General features: G+C 65.9%; 19 protein-coding genes, 1 tRNA gene and 2 pseudogenes. 14 read left to right on the plus strand and 8 right to left on the minus strand.

The window, feature by feature from the left end:
* Positions 1-36: 36 nt before the first annotated feature.
* The 4 genes from CXY78_RS09335 to CXY78_RS09350 form a co-directional block, all read right to left on the minus strand.
* On the minus strand, positions 37-972 hold the full coding sequence (locus CXY78_RS09335; protein WP_104089212.1) for an NUDIX hydrolase: 936 nt from the start codon (positions 970-972) through the stop codon (positions 37-39).
* A 5-nt stretch (positions 973-977) separates the two neighbouring features.
* Positions 978-3,149, minus strand: a complete 2,172-nt coding sequence (locus tag CXY78_RS09340) for an RNA degradosome polyphosphate kinase (RefSeq protein ID WP_104089125.1) — start codon at positions 3,147-3,149, stop codon at positions 978-980.
* Between the two features lie 135 nt (positions 3,150-3,284).
* The gene (gene mshD, locus CXY78_RS09345; RefSeq protein WP_104089127.1) at positions 3,285-4,319 is read right to left on the minus strand and encodes a mycothiol synthase; all 1,035 of its coding nucleotides are present in this window, start codon (positions 4,317-4,319) and stop codon (positions 3,285-3,287) included.
* Positions 4,288-4,980 carry a response regulator transcription factor gene (locus CXY78_RS09350; protein ID WP_092341823.1) on the minus strand — a complete coding sequence of 231 codons (693 nt, stop codon included), beginning with the start codon at positions 4,978-4,980 and terminating at the stop codon, positions 4,288-4,290. Before CXY78_RS09350 ends, mshD begins: the two co-directional genes overlap by 32 nt.
* Before the next feature lie 72 nt (positions 4,981-5,052).
* Here CXY78_RS09350 and CXY78_RS09355 point away from each other — a divergent pair, with 72 nt between their 5' ends.
* The 5 genes and pseudogenes from CXY78_RS09355 (at position 5,053) to CXY78_RS09370 (ending at position 8,922) form a co-directional block, all read left to right on the plus strand.
* Positions 5,053-5,304: a hypothetical protein gene (locus tag CXY78_RS09355; RefSeq protein WP_092341824.1), complete on the plus strand. Its 252-nt coding sequence runs from the start codon at positions 5,053-5,055 to the stop codon at positions 5,302-5,304.
* A 144-nt stretch (positions 5,305-5,448) separates the two neighbouring features.
* Positions 5,449-5,646: pseudogene (locus tag CXY78_RS22115) on the plus strand (FABP family protein); the annotation flags it as partial.
* Between the two features lie 198 nt (positions 5,647-5,844).
* A pseudogene (locus tag CXY78_RS22120) lies at positions 5,845-6,246 on the plus strand (FABP family protein); the annotation flags it as partial.
* Positions 6,247-6,589: 343 nt separating this feature from the next.
* On the plus strand, positions 6,590-7,870 hold the full coding sequence (locus CXY78_RS09365) for a folate-binding protein YgfZ (protein ID WP_233206139.1): 1,281 nt from the start codon (positions 6,590-6,592) through the stop codon (positions 7,868-7,870).
* A gap of 299 nt (positions 7,871-8,169) precedes the next feature.
* The gene (locus tag CXY78_RS09370) at positions 8,170-8,922 is read left to right on the plus strand and encodes a phosphoglyceromutase (RefSeq protein WP_092341827.1); all 753 of its coding nucleotides are present in this window, start codon (positions 8,170-8,172) and stop codon (positions 8,920-8,922) included.
* Positions 8,923-9,178: 256 nt separating this feature from the next.
* Here the strand turns inward: CXY78_RS09370 and phoU are convergent, their stop codons facing one another.
* A complete protein-coding gene (gene phoU / locus CXY78_RS09375; RefSeq protein WP_092341828.1) occupies positions 9,179-9,835 on the minus strand; it encodes a phosphate signaling complex protein PhoU in 657 nt (218 codons plus the stop codon).
* A gap of 159 nt (positions 9,836-9,994) precedes the next feature.
* On the opposite strand from phoU, the gene CXY78_RS09380 reads away from it, so the two are divergent.
* Both CXY78_RS09380 and CXY78_RS09385 read left to right on the plus strand, forming a co-directional pair.
* Positions 9,995-11,176 (plus strand): cell wall metabolism sensor histidine kinase WalK, encoded by a 1,182-nt coding sequence (locus CXY78_RS09380; RefSeq protein ID WP_092341829.1) that lies wholly within the window; start codon positions 9,995-9,997, stop codon positions 11,174-11,176.
* Entirely contained in the window at positions 11,173-11,856 is a 684-nt protein-coding gene (locus tag CXY78_RS09385) for a response regulator transcription factor (RefSeq protein WP_092341830.1), read from the plus strand. Before CXY78_RS09380 ends, CXY78_RS09385 begins: the two co-directional genes overlap by 4 nt.
* Positions 11,857-11,916: 60 nt before the next feature.
* On the opposite strand, the gene CXY78_RS09390 is transcribed toward CXY78_RS09385, so the two are convergent.
* Entirely contained in the window at positions 11,917-12,444 is a 528-nt protein-coding gene (locus tag CXY78_RS09390) for a hypothetical protein (protein ID WP_092341831.1), read from the minus strand.
* A 177-nt stretch (positions 12,445-12,621) separates the two neighbouring features.
* Here CXY78_RS09390 and CXY78_RS09395 point away from each other — a divergent pair, with 177 nt between their 5' ends.
* The 5 genes from CXY78_RS09395 (at position 12,622) to CXY78_RS09415 (ending at position 18,259) form a co-directional block, all read left to right on the plus strand.
* Positions 12,622-13,104 (plus strand): CarD family transcriptional regulator, encoded by a 483-nt coding sequence (locus tag CXY78_RS09395; protein ID WP_092341832.1) that lies wholly within the window; start codon positions 12,622-12,624, stop codon positions 13,102-13,104.
* A gap of 83 nt (positions 13,105-13,187) precedes the next feature.
* Positions 13,188-14,501, plus strand: a complete 1,314-nt coding sequence (ispD, locus tag CXY78_RS09400) for a 2-C-methyl-D-erythritol 4-phosphate cytidylyltransferase (protein ID WP_104089130.1) — start codon at positions 13,188-13,190, stop codon at positions 14,499-14,501.
* Positions 14,498-15,913, plus strand: a complete 1,416-nt coding sequence (gene cysS, locus CXY78_RS09405) for a cysteine--tRNA ligase (RefSeq protein WP_092341834.1) — start codon at positions 14,498-14,500, stop codon at positions 15,911-15,913. Before ispD ends, cysS begins: the two co-directional genes overlap by 4 nt.
* A complete protein-coding gene (gene rlmB, locus CXY78_RS09410; RefSeq protein ID WP_104089131.1) occupies positions 15,913-17,067 on the plus strand; it encodes a 23S rRNA (guanosine(2251)-2'-O)-methyltransferase RlmB in 1,155 nt (384 codons plus the stop codon). The genes cysS and rlmB overlap by 1 nt, the downstream gene beginning before the upstream one ends.
* A 205-nt stretch (positions 17,068-17,272) precedes the next feature.
* Positions 17,273-18,259 carry a type IV toxin-antitoxin system AbiEi family antitoxin domain-containing protein gene (locus CXY78_RS09415; RefSeq protein WP_092341836.1) on the plus strand — a complete coding sequence of 329 codons (987 nt, stop codon included), beginning with the start codon at positions 17,273-17,275 and terminating at the stop codon, positions 18,257-18,259.
* Between the two features lie 276 nt (positions 18,260-18,535).
* On the opposite strand, the gene CXY78_RS09420 is transcribed toward CXY78_RS09415, so the two are convergent.
* The gene (locus CXY78_RS09420; protein ID WP_104089133.1) at positions 18,536-19,846 is read right to left on the minus strand and encodes a DUF4032 domain-containing protein; all 1,311 of its coding nucleotides are present in this window, start codon (positions 19,844-19,846) and stop codon (positions 18,536-18,538) included.
* A gap of 53 nt (positions 19,847-19,899) precedes the next feature.
* Complete coding sequence (locus CXY78_RS09425) at positions 19,900-20,997, minus strand: ABC transporter ATP-binding protein (protein ID WP_092341838.1); 1,098 nt, start codon at positions 20,995-20,997, stop codon at positions 19,900-19,902.
* A gap of 210 nt (positions 20,998-21,207) precedes the next feature.
* Between CXY78_RS09425 and CXY78_RS09430 the strand changes: the two genes are divergently transcribed.
* Positions 21,208-22,122, plus strand: coding sequence for a thioredoxin domain-containing protein (locus CXY78_RS09430; RefSeq protein WP_104089134.1), 915 nt, complete (start codon positions 21,208-21,210; stop codon positions 22,120-22,122).
* 92 nt (positions 22,123-22,214) lie between these two features.
* Positions 22,215-22,290 (plus strand) — tRNA-Thr (locus CXY78_RS09435).
* Position 22,291 lies beyond the last annotated feature (1 nt).

The raw sequence follows: 22,291 nt of genomic DNA on the forward strand, positions 1-22,291 counted from the left end.
AAGGTGAACGAGAGATAACGCTTGCTGCCCTGCGGCTCAGGCAGTCGCGGGGTATGTCTCCACGGCCAGAATGCCCGCGGCCGGGTTCTCCGACGACAGGTGCACGATCGAGAACCCTCCGGTGTCCAAATGCGCCGCGTCCGACAGCGCCGCAGACGGCTGCGAGCCCGTCGCCAGCGCGATCTCCCGCAAAATCTCCGGCAGCACCGGCCCGTGGCTGCACAAAACCGCCGTCTTGCGGGCCCGCACCCGCTTGCCGACGACGGTGCGAACATCCGCTTCGCCGGTTTCGAGGGCGTCCTGGCTGATCAGCTCGGATTGCTTGATCGGGATGCCGGTGAACGCAGCCAGCGGAGCCACCGTCGTGACACACCGCGTTGCGGTGCTCGAGAGAATGCGCAGCGGGCGCCAGGCCGTGATCGTGTCGACCAGGCTCGCGGCCTGCTTTACGCCGCGCGCGGTCAGCGGGCGACGCGCGTCGGGACCGTCGCCAGTGCGCGCCGCCGCCTTACCGTGGCGCAGCGCGATCAGCGCGAACGTGCGAGTCACGCCAGCGTCGACCAGCGCAGAGAACGTCTCGAGAATCTCCACATCGGCCGGGTAAGTCAGGTAGGTGCGAGCCTTCTTAATCGTGACCCACTCGATGGCAGCGACCTCGCCGTTCGGCACGAACGTCGATTTCGCGATGGCCTCCGGCGTAATTTCGGCGGCCCAGTAGTGCACGATCTTGGTGCGGCCGTCGGGCATATCGTAGTGCGAGACCCCGAGCGGAACACCGAGCGCGACGGCCAGCCCGGTCTCTTCCTCGACCTCGCGCACCGCGGTGCGGGGCAGAGTCTCGCCCGGGTCAACCTTGCCCTTGGGGATGGTCACGTCACCGTGCACTGTGCGGTGAATGAGCAGCACGTGCATGCGGCCGTCAATCAGGCGCCAGCAGACCGCTCCGGCGGCGTAAACGTCGGTCGATTTCACAGCCACTAGCGACGCCCGGACGGCCGCTTGCGCGCGCTGATCTGCTGCATCAACTTGTTCTGCATGTCGTCCAGGTGTACGCCGTTCTCGTCGACGTCGTGGCGGGTCCACTGGCCGGTTGCGTCGAGCCACCAGCTCGACGTGCGCGGATCCATCGCCCGTTCGAACAGCGCATCGATCTCGACCAGGTGCTCGGGGTCGACCAGCCGCACGAGGGCTTCGACCCGGCGGTCGAGGTTGCGGTGCATCATGTCGGCGCTGCCGATGTACACCTGCGTACCGCCGAGGCTGTGAAAGCTGAAGATGCGCGAGTGTTCGAGATACCGGCCGAGGATCGACCGCACCTGAATGTTCTCGCTCATGCCTACGACGCCCGGCCGCAGGCTGCAGATGCCGCGCACCCAGACGTCGACCTGCACGCCGGCCTGACTGGCCCGGTACAGCGCGTCGATGATGTCCTCATCGACCATCGAGTTCACCTTGATCCGGATGCCGCTGGTCTTACCGGCGAGCGCGTTCTCGGTCTCGATCGCGATGTGCTTCAGCAAAGCCTTCCGCAGGTGCAGTGGAGCCACCAGCAACCGCTTGAACTTCTTCTCAATGGCGTAACCCGACAACTCGTTGAACAGACGGGTGAGGTCTTTGCCGACCTGGGCATCCGCTGTCAGCAGTCCGAGATCTTCGTAGATGCGACTGGTCTTGGGGTTGTAGTTTCCGGTGCCGATGTGGCTGTAGTGCCGCAGCACACCCTTCTCGTAGCGCACCACGAGGGCGAGCTTGCAGTGGGTTTTCAGTCCGACCAGGCCGTAGACCACGTGCACGCCGGCCTTTTCGAGCTTGCGCGCCCAGGTGATGTTGGCCTGCTCGTCGAAGCGCGCCTTGATCTCCACCAGCGCGAGCACCTGCTTGCCGCTGTCGGCGGCGGCGATGAGGGCCTCGACGATGGGGCTGTCGCCGCTCGTGCGGTACAGCGTCTGCTTGATGGCGAGCACGTTCGGGTCGGCCGCGGCCTGCTCCAGAAAGGCCTGCACGCTCGTCGCAAAGGACTCGTAGGGGTGGTGCAGCAGCACGTCCTGCTTGGCGACCGCGGCGAAGATGTCCTGCTCGGCGTTGGGCTCGCTCGGCAACAGTTGCGCCGCCGTGGTCGGCACGTGCTTGGCGAAGTGCAGGTCGGGCCGGTCGATGCGCAGGTCGAACAGGCCGCCGAGGTCGAGCGGCGCGGGCAGGTGGTAGACCTCCTGCTCGGTCACGTCGAGCTCGCGCACGAGCAGGCCGAGGGTGACCTCGTCCATGTCCTCGGTGATCTCGAGCCGAATGGGCGGGCCGAACCGGCGACGCAGCAGCTCCTTCTCGAGCGCCTTGATCAGGTTCTCGGTTTCGTCTTCGTCGATCTCGACGTCTTCGTTGCGGGTGACCCGAAACACGTGGTGCTCGAGAATCTCCATGCCCGGGAACAGATCGCCGAGCTGGTTGGCGATCAGGTCTTCCAGGGCGATATAGCGGATGCGGTCAACCGACTCCCGGCGGTCGACCCGCACGAAGCGTGGCAGCATGGGTGGCACCTTGAGCCGGGCGAACTCCTGCTTGCCGGTCTTGGAGTTGCGCACCCGCACGGCCAGGTTGAGCGACAGGCCCGAAATATAAGGAAATGGATGCGCCGGATCAACCGCGAGAGGCATCAGCACCGGAAAAATCTGGTTAGAAAAATAGGTACGGAGCGAACGACGATCGGAGTCATCGAGGCTCTGCCAGTCGACGACTTCAATCCCGGCCTCGGCGAGGGCGGGGCGCACGAGGCTCTGGAAGGCGAGGGCGTGGCGATCCTGCAGGGCGTGGGCGGCGGCCGAGATGTCACTGAGCACGTCCTGGGCAGCGCGCCCCACGTTGGTTGGCACCGCCAGCCCGGTGAGGATGCGGCGCTTCAGGCCGGCGACGCGCACCATGAAGAACTCGTCGAGGTTGCTGGCGAAGATGGCGAGAAAGTTGGTGCGCTCCAGTACCGGCAGGCTCTCATCTTCGGCCAGTTCCAGAACCCGCTGGTTGAAGGCGAGCCAGCTCAGCTCGCGGTCGAGGTAGCGGTCGTCCGGCAGCGTGGGGTCGACTTTTTCGATGAGTGGGTCAAAGTCGTCATCGAAGTCTGTGAGTCCCGAGTCTGCTTGGGTGATTTCGCCGTCCATCTGACCATCCTGACACCGTTGGTCGCGCCGTCGCGACGAACCGGGTGAACGTCACGCGAAATTATGCCGGGGCCGTTGACTTTGCGGCGTGTCGGGTACCCAGTGTTACGTCGCGCGGTGTCAGTCGGTGGTGCCTCAGCCGGCGAGGCGGCGGTATTGCACGTCGACGGTGTGGTCGGTGAAGCCGAGCGCCCGATACAGGTGCACCGGGCCGAGGCTGTCGGCCTCGACATAGAGCGCGGCGCTCGTGCAACCGGCGTCAGCCAGGCGCTGCAGGCCGGCCTGCATGAGCACCCGGCCGAGCCCGCGGCCAGCGGCATCCGGATGCACCCCCACCACGTAAATTTCGCCGATCGCCCCGTCAACCTTGAGCCAGTTATAGCCGATCATGCGGCCGTCGGCGTCGCGCAGAATCAGAAAGTCGTCGGCATCGAACCAGTCCTCGGCCTGCCGCGCGGCCAGGTCGGCCTCGGTGATCGCACCCTGCTCCGGGTGGCTCGTGAACACCAACGCGTTGAGCGCGACCCATTCGGCGTCGTCAACTCCCACCCGAAATCCCGAAATACTCGCATCGCCCAAAACGGATGCCCCCGCCCCGCTCGCCGAGGCAGCCTCAGCTTCGCCCGCCACCTCGGCTTCCGGCGCAGCGTCAGATGCGCCTGCCCCGGCTTCAGCCGAAAAGAGTGGCTTGCGCAATTCCAGCAGTGTGCGGGCGGCGACGAACCGCAGTTCGATCGCGAGGGCGCGAGCAGCCGGATGATCACCGTGCGACCAGGCGGTCAGCCCGTTGGGCTCGGTCGCTGCGAGTTCACGAAAGGCCGTTCGGCCAAACCCGCGTCGCCGATATTCCGGACTGATCACCAGGTCAATCTCCCCGCGTCCGCCCAGCGCTGCTCCCACGACGATCGTCGCCGCGGCGCCGACGTGACCGTCTCCGTTGGTCGAGCCCGTCAAGGCCGCCATATCGGGCACGTGACCTGTCTCGAATTCGTGGCCGGCAACGCGCACCAAATAGGCGGTCCGAAGACCAGCCTGCAGGTCATACAACGCCTGCTCATTGAACGGCGCGTACCCGTCGAAGGCAAGCGCCCCCGCGGCGACCCGGCGAAAGGTAGCCAGGCCAGCGGCATCCGCTGTACTAAGCGCGAACAGAATTTGGAACTCGTTCATCGTTCTCTTCGTGCACGTTGAACCGGTAGCCGACGTTGCGCACCGTGCCGATGATCGACTCCTGGTCGCCGAGCTTGGCGCGTAGGCGCCGCACGTGCACGTCGACCGTGCGGGTGCCGCCGAAATAGTCGTAGCCCCAGACTTCGCTCAGCAGTTGTTCGCGGGTGAACACCCGTGACGGGTGCGCCGCCAGAAACCGCAGCAGCTCGAACTCCTTATAGGTGAGGTCGAGCGGTTTGCCGTGCACCTTTGCCGAATAGCTCGCCTCGTCGATGACGACGCCGGCGGCGCGAATCGTGTTCGACGGCGAGGTTTGGGCGAGGCGGCCTGCGGTCAGGCGGATGCGGGCATCCGCTTCGGCCGGGCCGGCTGTGTCGAGGATGACGTCGTCGACGCCCCAATCGGGGCTGACGGCGGCGAGGCCGCCCTCGGTGATCACGAGCAGCAGGGGAGTGGAGCTGCCCATCGTGCGCAGTATCTGGCAGAGCGACTTGGCCGCGGCCAGATTGGTGCGGGCGTCGACCAGAATGAGGTCAGAGTCGGGCGCGTTGATGAGCTGGTCCGCTTGGGCGGGAATCAGCCGTGCGCTGTGCGACAGCAACGCCAGGGCGGGGAGTACATCATTGTTGGCCGCCGAGGTCAGGATCAACAACTGCGCCACTCGCGCCCTCCAAGTATCTCGAATTTCATACTAGCGTGCCATGGAACGCGGGCGGTCAGGCACAATAGAGACGTGAGCTGGCACTGGAAAACGATCGCGACCGTGTGGGTATTGGCGATTGTAGGCGCTGTGCTCACCGCGATTCTCGCCACGCCCGCCTCAGCGATCGGCTGGATCGGCCTCACCCTCGCCCTCTGCACGCTCGTCACGCTGGGCCTGCAGATCGCCACCGGCACCAAAGAGGGCTACGTCAAACGGGTCACCATGAGCATCACCGGGGCCATCGTCATTCTCGTGGTGGCGACAATCGTCGTCTCGCTCTGATGCGCCCCCCACTAGACTCGCAGCATGGATCTGTTAGCGCTAGAACTTTTCTTCCTGGGCCTCCTGGGGCTCGCCAGCTTGTCGATCGCCTGGGTGTCCGGCATGGTTGTTTACAAGCTGTACCGGGGGCAGCGGTAAGTACGTATGTTTGACCTTCCGGTCGGTTTGCCGTCCGAACTTGTTCCGCTCTCCTGGTTGATCGGAGTCTGGGAAGGCTCCGGCGTGCTCGAATACAAAATCGGCGAGGAGTCGGTCAGCCGCACCTTCGGCCACCGCATCAGCTTCAGCCACGACGGCCTGCCGCACCTGAACTACAGCTCCTACACCTGGCTCGAGCCCGAATCCGCAACGGATGCCGCCGCTCGCGCGGCAGCGTCTGAAATGGATGCCGCCGCTCGCGCCGCCGCGTCTGAAACGGATGCCGCCGTGCCCGCTGAAACGGAGGCCGCCGTGCCCGCTGAAACGCCCGCGTCCTCCGAAGCGGGCGCGGCCGCATCCGCTGAAACGCGCGCCGTGAACTTGCCGCCCGAGCTGATGTCGGACGAAAGAACCCCGCTGGTCACCGAAACCGGATACTGGCGGCTCAGTCGCCATCAGGGCGACGGCGACCCCGGACCCGGCATGCTGCCCCGCACCGGGGAGCGTCCATTCACGTCGGCTGCGGCCGTGGAAACGTTGCGCAACCGTGATGGTGGCTTCGACATCGAGGTCACCCTCGTGCACCCCGGCGGCGTCGCCGAGCTCTACCTCGGGCAGGTCAAGGGTCCGCGCATCGACCTCGCAACGGATGCCGTGCTCCGCACCGCGGGCGCCAAACCCTACGCGGCCGCCACCCGCCTCTACGGCCTCGTCGACAATCACCTGCTCTGGGCCTGGGACATCGCCGCCCTCGGCCAGGACCTCCGCACCCACGCCTCCGGCCGCCTGGCTCGCGTCCAGTAGCCCTCCCCTTTGGGGACGGGGCCCAGGCCCCGTCCACGGGCCCAGTTTATAAACTGGGCCCATGGTCATAAGGTGGGCCCGGTCGCCCGCGGACACGCCTGCCGGGCGCGTTCCGAGGTATGCGCGCGCGTTCCACGGGACCGGCACATCGTGCACGTACCGCCCATTTTCTGGACGGGGCCCATGCCCCGTCCCCGGGCCCAGTTTATAAACTGGGCCCGGGGTCATAAGGTGGGCCCGTTCGCCCGAGCAGTCGCCCCACCCCGAATAAATCACGCACCCGTACTGTTGATACGGATGGAACCCCCAGCCGCCGTCAACCCGGCCGGCAGAATTGAGCGACATGACAGCCCCGGTAACAACCGTCTCCCCGCTGCTGACCCTGCCCGGCGCGGTGCAGTCCGAAGGAATCGACACCGGCGTCGCCGCCCACTATGGCAACCCCATGATCGAGCAGCGCACCCTCGCTGCCGGCCGCGCCATTGTCGACCTCTCGCACCGCGGCGTGCTCTCCGTCGCCGGCCCCGACCGCCTCACCTGGCTCAACTCGATCGCCAGCCAGGAGCTGAAAGCCCTGAAACCCGGCGAATCCACCGAGATGCTGCTGCTCGACCCCACCGGACGCCTCGAATTCGCCATCCGCGTGCTCGACGACGGCGTCGAAACCTGGCTCCTCCTCGAAGCCGCCGAACTGCCCGCCCTGCACACCTTCCTCGACCGCATGAAGTTCATGCTGCGCGTTCAGGTCGTCGACCACACCCTCGCCTACGCCACGATCGGCGCCATGACGGATGCCCCCGCCACCGTCGGCCTCGCCGCCGCCGCACCCAACGACGTGCCCCTGACCTGGCTGGACCCCTGGGCCTCCGTCACCCGCGGCGGCCACCAGTACGCCGAGACCCCCGTACATCCCGGAACCCTCTGGACCTACACCGAAACCCTCGTACCGCGCGCGAGCCTGCCAGCCCTGCGCGATGCCCTCGCCGCCGGAACCCTGACGGTAACGCCCGCCCTCGCCGCCGCGCCCGCCGAAACACCCGCGCTCGGCACGCCCGACACCCGGACCGCGCCGGCCCGCGAGACCAGCGCCGCAACATCCGCTTCACCAGTGAAACCCGCCGGACTCCTCGCCCTCGAAGCCCTGCGCATCGCCGCCTGGCGCCCGCGCCGGGCCCGCGAGGTCGATGAGAAGAGCATCCCACACGAGCTGGACTGGCTGCGTACCGCCGTGCACCTGAGCAAGGGCTGCTACCGCGGGCAAGAGACCGTGGCGAAGGTGCACAACCTCGGCCACCCGCCCCGCCGCCTCGTCATGCTGCACCTCGACGGCTCAGAGGGAGTGCTTCCCGCCCCGGGCGACCCCGTGCAGGCCGATCGCGTCCGGCCCGAGCAAGAAGCCGAGCGGGTCACCGTCGGCGCCATAACTTCGAGCGCGATCCACTACGAGCTTGGCCCGATCGCCCTCGCCGTGATCAAGCGCACCATTCCGGCCGCGTCGACGCTGTACGTCGAGTCCGAGGGAATCAGCATCTCGGCCGCCCAGGAAATCATCGTGCCGCAGTCCGCCGGATCCGTCGCCGACATCCCGCGCCTGCCCCGCCTCGGAGTGCGCACCGCGCACTAGCCTGCGGTTGCCTCAAATTCAGGCTACGGACTATATTTTCGCGCCTTCGGCGAGAGCTTGACGTAGACGGGTATCGGCGGCACCGTTCAAAACTGCGGAGATTCTCGTTCGCAGCCCCTGATGAAACATGGCAGATTGGGCCTGATCCCTCCGAAATCTCCGCAGTTTTGTCAGCCAACACGACGAGGGTGGTGCCGCGCGCGCAATCACGCGGGTGGCGGCATCCGTTGTGGCCGCACGTACTGCTGCAGCCAACGCCTGCCCGCACGAACACCGACCGCCCTCGATAGAGTGGGCACATGTCTGCCCCCTACACACTCGTCCTCCTCCGTCACGGCCAAAGCACCTGGAACCAGCAGAACCTGTTCACCGGCTGGGTGGACGTTCGCCTCAGCGAGCAAGGCGCCACCGAGGCCGCGCGCGCCGGCGTGCTGCTGAAGGACGCCGGCTTGCTGCCCGACGTGCTGCACACCAGCCTGCTGTCCCGCGCCATCCAGACCGCGAACCTCGCGCTCGAGGAAGCCGACCGCATGTGGATCCCCGTGAAGCGCTCCTGGCGCCTCAACGAACGCCACTACGGCGGGCTGCAGGGCCTCGACAAGGCCGCCACCCAGGCCAAGTTCGGCCAGGACCAGTTCATGCTGTGGCGCCGTTCCTACGACACCCCGCCGCCCGTGCTCGACGACTCCAGCGAATTCTCGCAGGCGCACGACGCCCGCTACGCCGGCCTCGGCCCCGACCTGCCCCGCACCGAATGCCTCAAAGACGTCGTCGAGCGGATGCTGCCCTACTGGCAGTCCGACATCGTTCCCGACCTGCAGGCGGGCAAGACCGTGCTGGTCACCGCGCACGGCAACTCGCTGCGGGCCCTGGTCAAGCACCTCGACGGAATCAGTGACGCGGACATCGCCGAGCTGAACATTCCCACCGGAATCCCGCTCGTCTACCAGCTCGGCGAAGACCTCATGCCGCTGGCGCCGGGGCAGTACCTCGACCCCGAGGCGGCAGCCGCCGGAGCGGCCGCAGTAGCAGCCCAAGGCAACAAGAAGTAGCCGGCATAGAAGGCCCCGGAGTAGGACCTCCGGGGCCTTTTGTGTGCCCGCAGGTTATGAGCGCGCCCGAAACTGGTGCGAGCTACGCCCGTTACCGTAGCGGCCACCGATATCGGGCGCGGTCATGCGTGCCGCGCCGCCAGGGTGAGGGCACCCATATCGGGCGCCCTCACCCGTGCCGCAACCGGGCGGGAGCATCCGTTTCACGCGAAAGGCCCCGCGAGCGGATGCTCCGGGGCCTCTCGCGTGCCAGAAATCAGACGTTGTCGTCCTGGTGCCAGGCCCCGGTGCCGAGGTACTGCACCTTCTTGGCGATGGACACCGCGTGGTCCGCGAAACGTTCGTGGTATCGGCTGGCCAGGGTCGCGTCGACGGTGTCGGCCGCGAGTCCCTTCCAGGTCTCGCCGAGCACGGCGTCGAACACGCTCAGGTGCAGGGCGTCGACCTTGTCATCCTCGTTGCGAATGGTGTCGGCGAGGTGCATGTCCTGGTGGGTGAGCAGCTCGGTGAGCATGTTCGCGATGACCACGTCGAGGGCGCCCATCTCGGCGAAGGTGCCGCGCAGCCCCTTGGGGATGACCTTGTCGGGAAAACGGTACCGGGCTAGCTGGGCGATGTGGGTGGCGAGGTCGCCCATCCGCTCGAGGGAGGCGCTGATGCGCAGGGCGCTGACCACGATGCGCAGGTCGCGGGCGACCGGCTGCTGGCGCGCGAGAATGGTGATGGCGAGCTCGTCAAGCTCGACCGTGAGCTCGTCGATCTTCTCGTCTTCGGTGATGGCCTCTTCGGCCAAACCCACGTCGCTTTCGTTGAAAGCGCGAGTGGCCTTGTCCATGGAGATCGCGACGAGGCGCGAAATTTCCACGAGTCGCTGCTGAACTTCGGCGAGTTCTTGTTGAAATACATCGCGCATGGGGGTGTTCCTTCCTTGCCGCGCGAACACGCACGATCGGTTTATGATGTCGAATTCAGGTTAACGGCAGGTGCCGCAGACTTGAACACTTTCTAAAGTACAGGCTCCCGCACACCCACGCTGCGAACGACGGCCGAAGACTGTCAGTAATCTGTAGAGATGGAATCGACGTGGCTGGTGTTGCTGTCGCTGGCACTCGGACTCGGTGTTGGCGCCGGGTTCGTGTCGCTCGTGCACGTCGCCGAGCGTCACGGTCGCCGCGCCTCTGAGGTAGTGAACCCAGCGGTACCGGACGGTATCGATCAGGTGCTCGACGCCCTCGAGACTGCCGGGGTCGTTCTCGACCCGTCGAACAACGTGATCAAGACCAGCCCGGGAGCCCTCACCCTCGGGCTGGTCTGGAACCAGCAGCTCGTGCACCCCGAACTGCTCGAACTGGCCCGCCGGGTACGGCTGACCGGCGAGCCGATCAGTGAAGACCTCGTGCTCTCCCGCGGCCCGTTCGGCGACGCGAGCATGCGCTTTCGGGTGCGCTTGGCCCGACTCGGCACACGCTACGTGCTGCTTCTGGCCGAGGACCGCACCGAAGCGTTTCGCCTCGACGAGGTGCGCCGCGACTTCGTGGCCAACATCAGCCACGAGCTGAAAACCCCCATCGCCTCCGTCGGGCTGCTCGCCGAGGCGCTCGACAAGGCAGCGGATGAACCGGAGCAGGTTCGCCGGTTCGCCAACCGGTTAACGACAGAGTCGGCCAGGCTCGGCCGCCTCACCCAGGAGATCATCGAACTCTCCAGGCTGCAGGCGCAGGACGCCCTTGCCGAACCGGAGATTCTCAAGGTCGACGACATCGTCGCCGCCGCGGTCGACCAAAGCCGGGTGGTCGCCGAGGCCGAGCGCATCACGATCGTCATCGGCAAGAAGTCCGGCGCCCTGGTCTTCGGTGATGAGGCACTGCTCACCGTGGCCGTGCACAATCTGGTCGCGAACGCGGTGAACTATTCCCTCGAGGGGTCCCGGGTGGGCGTCGGCGTGCGCCTGCAGAAGGGCATCGTCGAGATCACCGTGACCGACCAGGGCGTCGGAATTGCCGAGGCCGACCTCGATCGGGTGTTTGAACGCTTTTTCCGAGTCGACCAGGCCCGGTCCCGGCACACCGGCGGTACCGGCCTCGGCCTGTCCATCGTCAAGCACGTCGTGCAGAACCACGGCGGCGACATTCGAGTCTGGTCGCAGCCCGGCAGCGGATCCACCTTCACCATTCGCCTTCCAGAGGCGGCGAAGCCCGTCGACACTATCCAACCGAAACGAGCCGTCCGTGCGGCGGCAGGAGACACACTATGACCCGCATCCTCTTGGTTGAAGACGAGAGCGCACTGAGCGAGCCGCTCAGCTTTCTGCTCGAGCGTGAGGGCTACGAGGTCGTCGTAGCCGAAGACGGCCCGAGCGCGATCAGCGAGTTCGACCAGAACGGCACCGACCTGATTCTGCTCGACCTGATGCTGCCCGGCATTCCGGGTACCGAGGTGTGCCGGGAGATTCGTACCCGGTCGACCGTGCCGATCATCATGCTCACGGCGAAGGATTCCGAAATTGACATCGTCGTCGGGCTCGAGCTCGGCGCCGACGATTATGTCACGAAGCCGTATTCCACCCGCGAACTGGTCGCCCGCATTCGCGCGGTGCTGCGACGGCACGAAGACCAGAGCACGGCCGATGTGGACACCATGCTCACGGCCGGCACGGTGCGCATGGACGTGGAGCGGCACGCCGTCACCGTCTCCGGCGAGCTCGTCAACATGCCGTTGAAGGAATTCGAACTGCTCGAATTTCTGCTGCGCAACGCCGGCCGGGTGCTTACCCGCGGCCAGCTCATCGATCGGGTCTGGGGCACCGACTACTTCGGTGACACCAAGACGCTCGACGTGCACATCAAACGCATTCGCTCGCGCATCGAAACTGCGCCCTCCGAGCCGGTGATGCTCGTCACCGTTCGCGGGCTGGGTTACCGGTTCGAAGCGTAGCCCGAAAGACAGCTCAGGCCGCCGACCCGCAGGGGGGCGACGGCCTGAGCTAGAAGAACGTTACGCGGCGGGCGTGGCCGTCGGTGTTGGTGTTTCGGTGGGAGTCTCGGTCGGTGCGAGCGTGGGCATCAGGGTCGAATACTCGCCCTGAGTGCCAGAAAGAACGGGCAGCAGCAGTTCGATGCCGGTCTCTTCGCCGTACTGGAAGAACACCGGAAACAGCGAGCCGGGCTGGCTGCCCATGTTTTCCAGCACCACCGAGGGGGCGCCGTCGGTGCCGAACGTCACGGTGGTGTTGGCCTCGACTGGGATGTCCTGCGACACCGTGCCGGTGCTGGACTTGTACTGCACGAGCACCTGCTGCAGGGTGTCCGTCGGATTAACAACGGAGACGATGAGGTTGGCCAGTTCGCCGTCGGCGGAGACCAGTAGGGCGTTGCGAACGTGGATTTCGCCGACGTCTCCGCTCACGCCGTCACTCGCGTTGTACTGAATCGAGGTGGCCTGCGGTGCGAAAAATCCGCACGCGCTCGTGCCCAACAGAATGCCAGCCGCCAAGACGACGGATGCAGCGATGCGCGCTCTCACAAGACCTCCACTTACTGAAAGCAGCGCGCGACAGTGGCCGACGCTGCAAAATTCTCTTTGTCACTAGCTTAGCGGCGTGTGTGAGCGCACGATTGTCGGCCGGTGCCTCGCGGGGGCGCGCGTACTGTAGCACCTCGAAGCTGTGGTATCTTAGAAGTTGCTGAAGGGATCACATCCATGCTGTTTCAGGTTGGCGAAACCGTCGTATATCCCCACCATGGTGCCGCAATGATCACCGAGGTGAAGACCCGCATCATCAAGGGCGAAGAGAAGCTGTACCTCAAGCTGAATGTCACCCAGGGTGATCTCACCATCGAAGTTCCCGCCGAAAACGTCGACCTCGTCGGCGTTCGCGATGTGATCGGCCAGGACGGCCTCGACAAGGTGTTCGAAGTGCTACGCGCACCGTTCACCGAAGAGCCCACCAATTGGTCCCGCCGGTACAAGGCCAATCTCGAAAAGCTGGCAAGCGGCGATGTGATCAAGGTGTCAGAGGTCGTGCGCGACCTGTGGCGCCGCGACCAGGACCGTGGTCTATCTGCCGGCGAGAAGCGCATGCTGGCCAAGGCTCGCCAAATCCTGATCAGCGAGCTGGCCCTGGCCGAAAAGACCGACGAAGAGAAAGCGTCCACCGTTCTCGATGAGGTCCTTGCTTCCTGACTATTCTTTCGTGAGGGGCGGCGCCGTGAGGCGCCGCCTTTTGCATGTTCCCTCGCACTTCACCAGATAGATACCCTCCAGATATGACTGTTTCCACCGATTCGCCGGCAGAGCCCCTCCGCGGCGCTCGACCCGAACCCGCCTCCGCTGTCGCCGCGACGCCCACGGTCGCGGTCATTGTGGTCGCTGCCGGCAGCGGAACCCGCCTCGGCCACGCCGAACCCAAAGCATTCGTGCTGCTGCATATGCGCCCGCTGCTCGACCATGCCTTAGATTCCATTTTCGGCATGAACGAGCCGGTGCAGATCATCGTGGTCGCCCCCGTCGATCGGGTAGCGGATGCCCGCGCCATCGCCGTCCGCGCCGCCGCCCGCCACGAGGCGCCCACCGGGTTCGTGACCGTGGTCGCCGGGGGACGCACCCGTCAGGACTCCGTGGACCAGGGCATGAACGCCCTGCTGCCGAGCGTCGACGTGGTGCTCGTACACGACGCCGCCCGCGCACTCACCCCTGCCGCACTGTGCGACGAGGTCGTCGCCGCTGTGCGCGCCACCGGGCACGGCGTCATTCCGGGCCAGCCCGTGGTCGACACCATCAAGCGTGTCGCCGAATCCGGTGCCATTCTTGGAACCGTCGATCGGTCGGAACTCTCCGCAGTGCAGACCCCGCAAGGGTTTCCCCGCGCCATGCTCGAGGCCGCCCGCGCCTGGGCCGTGCAGAACGGCCGGTTCGAAGCGCTCACCGACGACGCAGCGCTCGTGGCCGACGCCGGGAATCCGGTGAGCGTGATCGGTGGGCATCCGCTGGCCTTCAAGATCACGACGCCCGAAGACCTCGAGCGCGCCGATCTGATTCTGCAGGCTGCCGCCCCGCAGCCCACACTGCTTCCGCGCATCGGCACCGGCGTCGATGTGCACGCCTTCGCGGCCGACGACACGACGGAACTCTGGCTGGCCGGATTATATTGGCCGGGGGAGAGCGGACTCAGCGGACACAGCGACGGCGATGTCGCGGCCCACGCCATCTGCGATGCCCTTCTTGGAGCCGCCGGACTCGGCGACATTGGCAGCGTATTCGGCACGGCCGATCCGCGCTTCAGCGGTGCCCACGGCCACGTTTTTCTCGAGGAAACCGTGCGCCTGGTTGCGGCCGCCGGCTACCGGGTCGGCAACGTTTCGGTGCAGATCATCGGCAACCGCCCCAAGTTCTCACCGCGTCGGGCCGAAGCCGAAACGCGGCTCTCCGGCATCCTCTCTGCACCGGTCAATATCGCCGCGACCACCACGGATGCGCTCGGCTTCACCGGACGCGGGGAAGGTATCGCCGCGACGGCAACCGCGCTGCTCTACGCTGCCCCCGAGCCGGGTCAGACCCCTGACCTAAACTGGGAGGCGTGACCATGCAACTGTACGATTCGAAGGCGCAAGCCTTGCGCGACTTTGTCCCCCTCGAAGCGGGCCAGGTCTCGATGTACGTGTGTGGCCCCACCGTGCAGTCCAGCCCGCACATCGGTCATCTGCGCAGCGCCTTGGTCTACGACCAGTTGCGTCGCTGGCTCAGCTACCGCGGCATGAATGTCACCTTCGTGCGCAACGTCACCGACATCGACGACAAGATCCTGATCAACGCGAAGGGCTCGAGCGAGCAGTGGTGGGCGCTCGCGTACCGCTACGAACTCGAGTTCACCGCTGGCTACCAGCGCCTCGGCATTCTCGCCCCCACCTACGAGCCGCGCGCGACGGCGAGCATCACCGAGATGCAGACCCTCATATCCACCCTGATCGAGCGCGGCCACGCGTATGCTGCCCCCGACGCGTCCGGCGACGTCTACTTCGACAGTGCCAGCTGGGCGGCCTATGGCGCGCTCACGCACCAGTCGCCCGGCAATATGGAAGCGGCAGCGGATCCCTCCCCGCGCGCCAAGCGCGACCCCCGCGACTTCGCCCTGTGGAAGGGCTCCAAGGTCGGCGAACCCGACTCCGCAGCCTGGTCGTCGCCGTGGGGCCAGGGGCGTCCGGGCTGGCACATCGAGTGCTCGGCCATGGCCGCGCGCTACCTCGGCGACCACTTCGACATTCACGGCGGCGGACTGGATCTGCGGTTTCCGCACCACGAGAACGAACTGGCCCAATCGAACGCGGCCGGCAGCGACTTCGCGAACTACTGGGTGCACAACGGTCTGGTCAACGTGAACGGGCAGAAGATGAGCAAGTCGCTCGGCAACTCGGTGTTCGCGGCCGAACTGCTCGAACAGGCCCGCGCCATCGTCGTGCGCTACTTTCTGGGCGCTGCCCACTACCGATCCACCATCGACTACAACGAGGGCTCGCTGGCCGAGGCCGAAGCCGCCCTCGAACGGGTCGAGAGTTTTCTCGACCGCGCCGATCGTCGGCTGGCCGGAACCCGGTTCGCCGGCACTGGCGTCGAGGTCGTGCCCGATGATTTCGCCGCGGCGATGGACGACGACCTCGCCGTTCCGCAAGCGCTCGGCGTGCTGCACGACACCGTGCGCGCCGGTAACGCCGCGCTGGATGCCGAAGACCTTCACGCTGCGGCATCCGCTCGCAGTGAAGTACTCGCGATGAGCGAAGTGCTGGGAATCAACCCTTTGTCGCCCGGCTGGGCCGTGGCAACAGACGAACCGGCCATGGTGGCCCTGAGTGCGTTGGTCGAGCGACTGCTCGGCGACCGCAACGACGCCCGCGAAAACCGCGACTATGCGGCCGCAGACCGAATCCGGGACGAACTCGTCGCCGCCGGAATTACCATCGAAGACACCCCGTCGGGTGCCCATTGGAGCTTTGACTGATGAAGAATCTTGACCGCAAATCGCGCACTGGATCGGTGCGCAAGGGCAGCCGCGGAGCCCAGGTCGGCTCCGGCGGCCAGGGCCGTCAGGCGCTCGAGGGCAAAAAGCCCACCCCCAAGGCCGAAGACCGTCCGTACCACCCCGCCGGTAAGCGCAAGGCGGCCGCCGAGCGGTTCACTGCTGCCGGTGGCTTCAACTCGCGCCCCGCAGCGGATGCCTCCGCCAACCGTGGCGGCTCGCGCGGCGGCACCCCGGCTCGCGGCAGCGCCCCCCGCGGTGGTGCCCGCGGCGCGTCGCAGGGTGCACCCCAGCGCGGCACCGGCAACACCGGCGGTGGCGGATCCTCGACGCGTCGCGCCAAGCAGATCGACGAGCACGAGATTGTCACCGGTCGTAACTCGGTGCTCGAGGCGCTGCGCGCCAAGATCCCGGCGCTGACCCTCTACATTGCCGCGCGCATCGAAATGGATGAGCGGGTCAAAGAGGTTCTGCTCATGGCGACCAGCCGCAATATCCCCATCCTCGAAGTCATGCGCCCCGAACTCGACCGTCTCGCCGGTCGCGACGCCGTGCACCAGGGCCTCGCCCTCAAGGTTCCCGCGTATGAGTATGCGCACCCGATGGAGCTGCTCGAACTCACGATCAGCCGCGGCCACAAGCCGTTGTTCGTGGCCCTCGACGGCATCACCGACCCGCGCAACCTGGGCGCGATCATCCGCTCGACCGCTGCGTTCGGCGGCCACGGAATCATCGTGCCGCAGCGTCGCTCGGTCGGCGTCACGGCCTCAGCCTGGAAGACCAGCGCCGGCGCCGCGGCGCGCACGCCCGTCGCCATGGCGAGCAACCTCACCCAGACGCTGAAGGCGCTCAAGGCGCAGGGCGTGTTCGTGCTCGGACTCGACGGTGGCGGCGACGTGTCGCTGCCCGACCTCGGCATCGGCTTCGCCGAACGCCCGATCGTGATCGTCGTCGGCAGCGAGGGCAAAGGCCTGTCTCGCCTCGTCACCGACACCTGCGACGCGATCGTCTCGATTCCGATCAGCGCGGCGACCGAGTCGCTCAATGCCGGAATCGCCGTCGGCGTCACCCTCTACGAGGTGGCCCGTCTCCGCGCCCAAATCAAGCAGGCCAAGCAGGCTGCCAAGCTCTCCTAGTCCCCGCCGCGTGGTCGGGGCCCAGGCCCCGTCCACGGGCCCAGTCTATAAACTGGGCCTGTGGTCATAACGTGGGCCCGATGACCACCGCGATGGCGTGAACGTCCCGACCGGTGCTTGTCCTCCACAGCGGATGTTTTGCCCCACTGTGCACAGATCAGTCGCTGTCCCAGCGTCCACCTCCTGACAATGGTGACACTGAATCATGCTTGACATTCTGGATGTCCCCAATGCCCACAACGACGGTCTGATTCTCGCCGAGTCCCTCTGGGCAGCGGGCCTGAACACGCGCGCCGTGCGCGCATTGCTTGCGAATGGTGAGCTGGTGCGCATCCGGCGCGGTGTCTACACTCTGGGCGCCACGTGGCGCGGCGCCGAGAGCGACGACCGGTATCGACTATTCGTTCGCGCGACTGTGGCCACGGCCGAGCAGCCGCTCCTCCTCTCGCACCTCTCGGCGGCAGCGCTGCACAATCTGCCGATCATCGGTCCGTGGCCGAACGTCGTGCACGCCATCAACAACGAAACCGCCGGGGGCAGTAGCGCCCGGTTCACAACGAGCCATCGGAGCGTGGTGGAGCCCGAACAGGTGGTGATCGACGGATGCGCCGCCACCACACTCGCGCGCACCCTCATCGATGTCGCAGCCACCTCGAGCTTTCTCGTCGGCGTCACGATGATGGACCACGCCCTGCGCGTCGAGGCGGAGCGCGCCGAGAACGAACGCCGAATGGGCATCCCCGGTGCTGCGGCCCTCGCCAAGGAGGATCTCTACGCCGAACTGATGATGGTGAATCCGAGACGTGGAGGCCCGAAGGTGCGTCGGATCATAGACTTCTCGAATTTGCTTTCCGCTAACCCTGGCGAGTCGATGAGCCGGGTGCGCATGGCCGAGCTGGGCTTCGAGATACCCGAACTGCAGGTGCGCTTCGTAGTGCACGGGCGGGAGTACTGGGTCGACTTCTATTGGCCTAGAGTGCGCAAGATCGGTGAGTTCGACGGCAAAATCAAATACACGCGGGGCGCAATATTGGGCGACCGCCACCCCGGCGAGGTGGTCGTCGTCGAAAAGAATCGAGAGAATCTCCTGCGCCCAGAAGTCAACAGCTTCGACCGTTGGGACTGGGACACGGCCTACTCGCCCCGCCTATTCTACGAATTCCTGATTCAGCACAACGTTCCGCGCGCGTAATCAGGCAGCGGATGCGCCCCGCGCGCAACCGGGACATCGCGCGTCCTCGTCGTCACGGCGTTCGGGTCCACCTTGTGGACCGGTTCATGAACCGGGCCCGTTGATGGGGCCCGGGCCCCGTCCGCACAGACTGCGGCCCGGGCCCCGCGGGGGTGAATGCCCGTGTGCGCACCGACCGCGCGCGCCTGCACCTCTGTGGGCCCAGCTTGTGGCCCGGGGCCCAGTTTATAAACTGGGCCCCTGGACGGGGCCCGGGCCCCGTCCAGGATGGCGAGGCTAGACCTTGAGCATCCAGTCGTCGGCATCGTCGGGGTCAGAAGACGTGTCGTCGCCGAGCTGCGTGCGAATCGGCAGGGTGATGGCCTCGGTGACGGGGTCCATCACGGTGGCCTCGTCCCGGCGGTGGCGCAGCACATCCTGCACGTAGGACGTGACAGCCTCGGCGAGCGGGATGTCCCGGGATTGGTTCTGCGCCATGTACCAACGGTGATCGAGCAGCTGGTGAAACACCTGCGCCCGCTCGAGCTTGCCCTGCAGCTCCTCGGGAATGGCCCGCACCACCGGCTCGAACACCCGTACCAGCCACTCGTGGGCGACCATCTCCTCGTCCGCGGCCGGCGAACCGTAGGCGGCCCGGTACGAATCCAGGTCGTTCAGCAGTCGGCGGGCCTGGTTCTCTTCGGCGTCGAGGCCGGTCAAGCGCAGCAGCCGGCGCTGGTGGTGGCCGGCGTCGACGACCTTCGGCTGAATCCGCACGCTCGAGCCAGCGCTGTCGGTCTTGATCGCCAGTTCCTCGATGTCGAAACCGAGGTCGTTCAGGCGTTGCACGCGCTGGGTGATGCGCCAGCGTTCGGAGTTGGAGAATGACTCCGAGCCGGTGAGCTCTCTCCAGAGCAGTCGGTAGGCGGCGACGATTCCGTTGCTGACCCGAATCGGGTCGAGCTCGTCGGCGACCCGGCCACCGGCTTCGAGGTCCATGAGCTCCCCGGCGATGTTCACCCGAGCAATTTCGAGGTCGTTTTCGCGCTGGCCGTTCGACAACCCGCCCGAATACAACTGCCCGGTTTCGGCATCGACGAGATAGGCGGCAAAGGCACCGGCATCGCGGCGAAACAGGGTGTTCGAGAGCGACACGTCGCCCCAGAAGAACCCGATCATGTGCAGCCGCACGAGCAGCACGGCGAGGGCGTCGACCAGCCGGGTAGCGGTATCCGGTCGCAGGGCGTTCGAATACAGGGCGCGGTAGGGGAGTGAGAACTTGAGGTGACGCGTGACCAAAACCGAATTCAGCGGGTCGAGGTCGGCATCCGTTCTGTTGGTGATGACGGCGACCGGCTCGACGCAGGGGATCTCGAGGTTGGCCAGGGTGCGCAACATGTCGTACTCGCGCTTGGCCATCTCGCTCGTGGTCTCTTTGATGGCGACCACCCGCCCACTCAGGTGGGCGAAGCGCACGAGGTGGCGCGAAATGCCCTTGGGCAGCGAGGCGATGTTCTCATTCGGCCAGGCATCGAGGGGCAACTGCCACGGCAGGTCGAGCAGGGCAGGGTCGGCAGTGGCCGCGATGATATTGAGGGAACCGCTCATGGTTGGAGCCTAACCGGCGGGAGGGAGCGAGCCCCTCCCGCCGTTCATGGAGACTAGTCGGTGACGGCGCCGCCGAGGCGCAGGCCGCTTTCCGCGTCGAACACGTGCAGGTGGTTCGGGGTAGCCGTGAGGTACACCGTCTCGCCGGCGTTCGGGTGCGAGCGGCCGTCGACGCGAGCGACGATGTCGGTGCGCTTGCCCTCGATGGTGGAGTGGCCGTAGAGGTAGCCGTCGGCGCCGAGTTCTTCAACCAGGTCGACCTCGATCTGCAGTCCGTCGCCAGCGGTGGACGACATCTGGATGTCCTCCGGGCGAATTCCCACGGTGACCTTCTTGCCGGTCGAGCTGGCGAGCGTCTCGCGCTGCACCGGAACGGTCGCGGTGCCGAACTTGATGCCGCCATCGACGGTGTCGGCGAGGAACAGGTTCATCGCGGGGCTGCCGATGAAGCCGGCCACGAACACGTTCTGCGGCTTCGCGTACAGGTCGCGGGGCGAACCGACCTGCTGCAGGATGCCGTCCTTCAGTACCGCAATCCGGTCACCCATGGTCAGGGCCTCGGTCTGGTCGTGGGTCACGTAGACGGTCGTGACTCCGAGGCGGCGCTGCAGTGACGCGATCTGCGTACGCGTCTGCACGCGCAGCTTGGCGTCAAGGTTGGAGAGCGGCTCGTCCATCAGGAACACCTGAGGCTGACGAACGATCGCGCGGCCCATGGCAACGCGCTGGCGCTGGCCACCAGAAAGTGCCTTCGGCTTGCGGCTAAGGTAGGGCTCGAGGTCGAGCAGCTTGGCGGCTTCGAGCACGCGGGCGGCGCGCTCGTCCTTGTTGATGCCGGCGATCTTGAGCGCGAAGCCCATGTTCTCGGCGACGGTCATGTGCGGGTACAGCGCGTAGTTCTGAAAGACCATGGCGATGTCGCGGTCTTTTGGCGGGACATCGGTCACGTTGCGGTCACCGATAAGAATGTTGCCATCGTTGACCTCTTCGAGGCCGGCGAGCATTCGCAGTGAAGTGGACTTGCCGCAGCCGGACGGGCCGACCAAAACCAGGAATTCGCCATCGGCGACCTGCAGGTCGAGCTGGTCAACAGCCGGCCTCGTGGAACCAGGGTAGAGCCGGGTTGCCTTGTCAAAGGTCACTGAAGCCATGATTATTACTCCTTCACCGGCAGGAACGTGCCGGACGATCCGTTGTGAATAGGATTTGTGCGTCGCGCGCCAAAGAGCGCGACATTTCCATTATTACACGACGGATGCCCCGGCGCCGGTCCGCCCCCCGTTTGGTCGTTTCCCAGTCAGGGGATCTACTATTCCAGAGGTGCCTTCACGTGCGCCCCTACTTCTCGAAAGCGAATTTTTATGACTATTGGCGGACCAAGCGACAGCAGTCCCTCAAAAAACCGGCGGCGTGACGCCGCCCGGGTCAAGGCAAAGCAGCTACGAGTCAGCCAAAAGAAGAAGGACCGCCGCAACAAACTGTTCTTGCAGGGCGGCATCGCTATCGCCGCCGTTGCCATCGTCGTTCTGGTCTCCGTCATCATCGTGAATTCGATCAAACCGTCAGGTCCGGGCCCGAAAAATATGGCCAGTGACGGCGCTCTTATCGGCGAGGGCATGGTCACCGCGCTGACGCCCGCGCTGCAGCCCGACGCGAACCTGCGGGCATCCGAACCGGATACCTCCGGCGCCGTCGCCAACATTCGCATCTATGTCGACTACCTCTGCCCGCTCTGTGGCGACTTCGAAGACGCCAACAACGAACAGGTCGCCAACTGGGTCGATTCTGGAGCTGCGACCGTTGAAATTCACCCGGTGGCCATTCTCACGAGCAAGTCCGCCGGCACCAAGTACTCCCTGCGGGCGGCGAACGCTGCAGCCTGCGTCGCCAACTACTCGCCAGATGATTTCTTCGCCTTCAGCTCGGCCCTGTTCGTTGACCAGCCGGAAGAGACGTCGCCCGGCCGCAGCAACGACGAGATTAAGGCCGTCGTGAAGGATTCCGGCGTGAGCACGGCGGTCTCCAACATCAACTCCTGCATCGATGACGGCACCTATGAATCGTGGGTCAAGGCGGCAACCAATCGCGCGCTCGACGGCCCCATACCCAATTCCTCGATCAAGGCGATCACGAGCGCCCCCACCGTGCTCGTCAATGGCAAGCCGTACACCGGGTCGATCGAAGACCCGAAGGAGTTCGCGTCCTTCGTGCAGGTGGCCCTCGGTGAGACGTACTCCACCTCGACGCCGACGCCCGAACCAACACCCGGCGGGTAGTTACCAGCGGATGCCCCACGCGCATCCGTTTGGCTGTTGCCCGTGGCGGCCCCGAAATCATTTAGGATGGTCTTTCGAGGCTTTGGCCTCATGCCGGCCTGGCGCAATTGGTAGCGCACCACTCTTGTAAAGTGGGGGTTACGGGTTCAAGTCCCGTGGCCGGCCCCAC

This window comes from Cryobacterium sp. N19, assembly GCF_002929595.1.
Taxonomy (GTDB): Bacteria; Actinomycetota; Actinomycetes; order Actinomycetales; family Microbacteriaceae; genus Cryobacterium; species Cryobacterium flavum.

Excerpts from the sequence above, each read along its gene's own strand:
- CXY78_RS09430 (WP_104089134.1), top strand. The coding sequence starts at position 21,208 with ATGACTATTGGCGGACCAAGCGACAGCAGTCCCTCAAAAAACCGGCGG.
- ispD (WP_104089130.1), top strand. The coding sequence starts at position 13,188 with ATGACTGTTTCCACCGATTCGCCGGCAGAGCCCCTCCGCGGCGCTCGA.
- CXY78_RS09370 (WP_092341827.1), top strand. The coding sequence starts at position 8,170 with ATGTCTGCCCCCTACACACTCGTCCTCCTCCGTCACGGCCAAAGCACC.
- CXY78_RS09395 (WP_092341832.1), top strand. The coding sequence starts at position 12,622 with ATGCTGTTTCAGGTTGGCGAAACCGTCGTATATCCCCACCATGGTGCC.
- CXY78_RS09365 (WP_233206139.1), top strand. The coding sequence starts at position 6,590 with ATGACAGCCCCGGTAACAACCGTCTCCCCGCTGCTGACCCTGCCCGGC.
- CXY78_RS09340 (WP_104089125.1), bottom strand. The coding sequence starts at position 3,149 with ATGGACGGCGAAATCACCCAAGCAGACTCGGGACTCACAGACTTCGAT.
- CXY78_RS09385 (WP_092341830.1), top strand. The coding sequence starts at position 11,173 with ATGACCCGCATCCTCTTGGTTGAAGACGAGAGCGCACTGAGCGAGCCG.
- CXY78_RS09425 (WP_092341838.1), bottom strand. The coding sequence starts at position 20,997 with ATGGCTTCAGTGACCTTTGACAAGGCAACCCGGCTCTACCCTGGTTCC.
- CXY78_RS09415 (WP_092341836.1), top strand. The coding sequence starts at position 17,273 with ATGCTTGACATTCTGGATGTCCCCAATGCCCACAACGACGGTCTGATT.
- mshD (WP_104089127.1), bottom strand. The coding sequence starts at position 4,319 with ATGAACGAGTTCCAAATTCTGTTCGCGCTTAGTACAGCGGATGCCGCT.
- rlmB (WP_104089131.1), top strand. The coding sequence starts at position 15,913 with ATGAAGAATCTTGACCGCAAATCGCGCACTGGATCGGTGCGCAAGGGC.
- phoU (WP_092341828.1), bottom strand. The coding sequence starts at position 9,835 with ATGCGCGATGTATTTCAACAAGAACTCGCCGAAGTTCAGCAGCGACTC.
- CXY78_RS09420 (WP_104089133.1), bottom strand. The coding sequence starts at position 19,846 with ATGAGCGGTTCCCTCAATATCATCGCGGCCACTGCCGACCCTGCCCTG.
- CXY78_RS09380 (WP_092341829.1), top strand. The coding sequence starts at position 9,995 with ATGGAATCGACGTGGCTGGTGTTGCTGTCGCTGGCACTCGGACTCGGT.